The organism is Nocardiopsis trehalosi NBRC 14201, from assembly GCF_001552555.1.
GTDB classification, from domain to species: Bacteria; Actinomycetota; Actinomycetes; order Streptosporangiales; family Streptosporangiaceae; genus Nocardiopsis_B; species Nocardiopsis_B trehalosi.
In genome coordinates, this window is the sequence record NZ_BCRK01000303.1 from 1 (window position 1) to 3,920 (window position 3,920).

Consider the following 3,920-nt stretch of genomic DNA (forward strand, 5'->3'; position numbering starts at 1 on the left):
CCCTCGCTGCTGGAGGGGGCGGCCCGCCGCTCCGCGTCGGTGGTGTACACCGGCGGCGCCTCGGGGGCGCGGGCGCGGACGGGGTCGAGGACGGCCGGCAGGTCGGCGTAGTCGACGGCGACCTGCGCGGCGGCGGCGCGCGCCTTGGCCCGCGTGGGCGCCGCGACGGCCGCGATCGGCTGCCCGACGTAGCGGACCGTGCGGTCGGCGCCGAGCAGGTCGGTGGCGGGGGCGCCGGCGGTGTCGACGGACAGCACCCGGGCGTGGGCGCGGGTCGAGCGGACGACCACCGCCTCCCAGCACCCCTCGATGCGGACGTCGGTGGTGTAGACGGCGCGGCCGGTGACCTTCTCGTGCGCCTCGGCGCGGGGCGGCGCGTCGGCCGGCTCGGTGTCGTGCGCGCCGGTGCAGGCGGCGGCGACGGCGGCGTGGATGCCCTCGTAGGCGCCGCAGCGGCACAGGTGCCCGGCGAGGGCGTCGGCGACGGTGTCGCGGTCGGGCGCGGTGTCGCCGTGCTCGGCGCGCCAGGCGTCGACGAACGCGGCGGCCTCCACCACGAAGCCGGGGGTGCAGTAGCCGCACTGGAGGGCGTCGTGGGCGGCGAAGGCGCGCTGGACGGGGTGGGTGCCGCCGAGCCCTTCGACGGTGGTGAGCGACCGGCCCGCGAGGGCGGCGCGGGGCAGGAGGCAGGAGGCGGTCGGGGCGCCGTCGACCAGCACGGTGCACGCGCCGCAGACGCCGGACCCGCAGGCGAGCTTGGTCCCGGTGAGACCGAGCTCGTCGCGGACCAGGTCGACGGCCGGCGTGTCCGGGTCGTCGGCGACCTCGACCGGGCCGCCGTTGACGGAGATCTCCATCGTGGTCCTTCCGAAGCGACGTTGACAACGTCAACGTACCCCTCGTGTTGACGCTGTCAACCCGGTTCCCGTAGTGTCGCCGCATGTCCGCAGCTCACGACCGGGAAATCGGCGCCGCACCGCCGGACGGCGGCACCCGCGAACGGCTCATCGCGGCGGCCGCCGAACTCCTCGGCGAGGGCGGCCCCGACGCGGTCACCCTGCGCGGGGTCGGCGAACGGGTGGGCGTCTCGCGCACCGCGCCCTACCGGCACTTCCGCGACAAGGGCGACCTGCTGGCCGCCGTCGCCGCCGCCGACTTCGCGATGCTCAACGGCACCACCGCCGCGATCCTGGCCGAGGCCCGCGACACCGTCGGCGGGCTGCGCGCCCTGCTGAGCGCCTACGTCCGCTTCGGCATCGAGAACCCCGAGCACTACCGGCTGCTGTTCGGCGAGTACGCCCCCGACCACGAGGCCCTGCACGCGGCGGGCGGCGACCTGCTCGGCGACTGCGCGGACTTCCTCGCGCGCGGCCAGGCGGCGGGCGAGATCCGCCCCGGCGACCCGCGCGACCTCGCCATCCTGGGGTTCTCCTCGGTGCACGGCCTGGTCGTCCTCGCGCTGTCGGGGCACCTCGCCCACAAGGGCTTCTCGACCGAGGCGGAACTGGCCCGGCTCGTCCACGAGATCGTCCGCGGCTTCCAGGCCTGACCGGTAGGGTGCGCGGGTCGACCGCCGGACGGGCCGGGGCGGCGTTCCACGCGAAGGGCGGGACGATGCGCGCAACGGACGTCGACCGGGCCGTGGCCGCCGCCGCGGCCACCGCCGCGACGCTCGGCCTGCCCGCCGACGACGCGGTCGTGCTGCACGACTCCAACAAGCTCACCCTGCGGCTGCTGCCCTGCGACACGGTGGCCCGGGTGGCGCCCGACGGCTCCCGGGTCGCGCGGTTCGAGGTCGAGACCGCCCGGCGGCTCGCCGCGGCCGGGTGCCCCGTGGGCGCCCCCGACCCCCGGGTGGGGCCGCGCGTCCACGAGCGCGACGGCTTCGCCATCACGTTCTGGACCCACCACGCCCAGGCGGCACCGCCGACCGTCGCGCCGGCCGACTACGCGCACGCGCTCGCACGGCTGCACGCCGGCCTGCGCGGCGCCGACGTCCCGGCGCCGCGCTTCACCGACCGCGTCGAGCACGCCCGGCGGCTCGTGGCCGACCCCGGGCTGACCCCGGCGCTCGCCGCCGCCGACCGCGAGCTGCTCGGCGGCACGCTGCGCACCCTGGGCCGCGCGGTCGCCGAACGCGGCACCGCCGAGCAGGTGCTGCACGGTGAGCCGCACCCGGGCAACCTGCTCGGCACGGCGGACGGCCCGCTCTTCATCGACTTCGAGACGTGCTGCCGCGGGCCCGTCGAGTTCGACCTCGCCCACGCGCCCGAGGAGGTCGGCGCGCATTACCCGGGCGCCGACCCGGACCTGCTGCGCGACTGCCGGACGCTCGTGCTCGCGATCATCACCACGTGGCGCTTCGACCGCGGCGACCGGCTCCCCGACGGCCGCCGGCTGGGCGCCGCGTGGCTCGACCGGCTCCGGGCGGAGACCGCGTCCGGCCGCTGACGCCGGACCCCCGGGCGCGCCCGCGCCCCCCGGCGGTCGCGGGCGGCGGCGGGCGGCCGGGGCGGGGGCGCCGCCGCGCCGCCCCGCCAGAGCGGAGCGTGGCCCTCTCAGGACCAGGCACGCGCGGCAAGCGGCGGGGCACCATGGGGGCATGGCTGAATCCGCGACGGCGCTCGGCGCCTTCCTGCGGGCGCGCCGCGGCCGCATCGGCCCCGCCGAGGCGGGGCTGCCCGACTCCGGCAACCGCCGCACCCCCGGCCTGCGGCGCGAGGAGGTCGCCCAGCTCGCCGGGGTGAGCGCCGACTACTACACCCGCCTGGAGCAGGGCCGCAGCAGCCGCCCCTCGCCGCGGGTCGTCGCCGCGCTCGCCCGCGCGCTCATGCTCAGCGCCGCCGAACGCCGCCACCTGGCCGCGCTGGCGGGGGTGGAGCCCGCGGCGGCGGTCCCCCAGGAGGTCCGCGACGTGCCCCCGCTGGTGCTCCGGGTGCTGGAGGCGGCGCTGCCCGCCCCCGCCTGCGTGCTCGACCGCGTCTTCGACGTCGTGGCGTGGAACCGCTCGGCGGCGGCGCTGCTCGCCGACTTCGCCGCCTACCCCCCGCACCGCCGCAACCTCGTCTGGCTGCTGCTGCGCGACGACGCCGCCCGCGCGCGCCTGGCCGACCCCGACGGCGCGGCGCGCGGCCTGGTCGCCGCCCTGCGCGCCGCCGTGGGGGCCGAGCCGCCCCAGGGCCGCGCCGCCGCGCTCGTCGCCGACCTGCACCGCACCAGCGGCGACTTCCGCGCCTGGTGGCACGGCGACGGCGCGCCCCGGCCGCCCAGCGGCAGCGGCGAGTACCGCCACCCCGAGGTGGGCCGGGTCCGGCTGGACCACCAGGCGCTGCTGCTGCCCGACGACTCCGGGCGCTGCGTCGTGGTGTTCACCGCGCGGCCGCACAGCCCCGACCAGGCCGCCGTCGAACTCCTCGCGTCCGGGGCCGACGGCGCCTGACCGGGGCCGCCCCGGGCGGGGCTAGACTCCGCGCGTGGACGAAACGCTCTTCTGGCTCATTCCCCTCGTCGTCGTCATCGGCCTGCTCGCCGGCGCGCTGCTGCGCCCGTCCCGTTCGCGGGCGCCCCGCGGCCTGCCCGGCCCGGTCACCGAGGGCACGCTGGAGCGCGCGCGGGCGCTGATCGCGCAGGACAAGCCCATCCTCGCCATCAAGGGCGTCCGCGAGGAGACCGGGCTGGGCCTCGCCGAGGCCAAGCAGCTCGTCGACGCGCTGCGCCAGGGCCGCCCCGTCCCCACCACCGCCGTGCCCGGGGCGCAGACCGTCCCGCTGGCCGACCGGGTCCGCGACCTGCGCGCCCAGGACCGGATGATCGACGCGATCGCGCTGGTCGTCGCCGAGACCGGCATGACCGAGGCCGAGGCCACGCGGTTCGTCGACACCCTGGACTGACCCCGGCGCCCGGACCGGCGGCCCGGCCCG

At 78.6% G+C, this 3,920-nt stretch carries 5 protein-coding genes; 4 read left to right on the top strand and 1 reads right to left on the bottom strand.

Translation table 11 applies throughout. The annotated features are described in order from the left end of the window. Nucleotides 1–857 (bottom strand): (2Fe-2S)-binding protein (locus tag NT8_RS27550; RefSeq protein WP_157516001.1); only part of this gene is annotated, 857 nt, incomplete at its 3' end. A gap of 83 nt (nt 858–940) precedes the next feature. Here NT8_RS27550 and NT8_RS27555 point away from each other — a divergent pair. The 4 genes from NT8_RS27555 (at nt 941) to NT8_RS27570 (ending at nt 3,890) form a co-directional block, all read left to right on the top strand. After that, nucleotides 941–1,549, top strand: coding sequence for a TetR/AcrR family transcriptional regulator (locus tag NT8_RS27555; RefSeq protein ID WP_067975884.1), 609 nt, complete (start codon nt 941–943; stop codon nt 1,547–1,549). Between the two features lie 65 nt (nt 1,550–1,614). Further along, complete coding sequence (locus NT8_RS27560) at nt 1,615–2,451, top strand: phosphotransferase enzyme family protein (RefSeq protein WP_067975889.1); 837 nt, start codon at nt 1,615–1,617, stop codon at nt 2,449–2,451. Nucleotides 2,452–2,602: 151 nt separating this feature from the next. Then, nucleotides 2,603–3,439, top strand: coding sequence for a helix-turn-helix transcriptional regulator (locus tag NT8_RS27565; protein WP_067975886.1), 837 nt, complete (start codon nt 2,603–2,605; stop codon nt 3,437–3,439). A gap of 34 nt (nt 3,440–3,473) precedes the next feature. Beyond that, complete coding sequence (locus NT8_RS27570; protein ID WP_245646359.1) at nt 3,474–3,890, top strand: ribosomal protein L7/L12; 417 nt, start codon at nt 3,474–3,476, stop codon at nt 3,888–3,890. Nucleotides 3,891–3,920 lie beyond the last annotated feature (30 nt).

Bases quoted from the DNA above. Each gene is read 5' to 3' on its own strand.
- NT8_RS27555 (WP_067975884.1), top strand. From the start codon at position 941: ATGTCCGCAGCTCACGACCGGGAAATCGGCGCCGCACCGCCGGACGGC.
- NT8_RS27560 (WP_067975889.1), top strand. From the start codon at position 1,615: ATGCGCGCAACGGACGTCGACCGGGCCGTGGCCGCCGCCGCGGCCACC.
- NT8_RS27565 (WP_067975886.1), top strand. From the start codon at position 2,603: ATGGCTGAATCCGCGACGGCGCTCGGCGCCTTCCTGCGGGCGCGCCGC.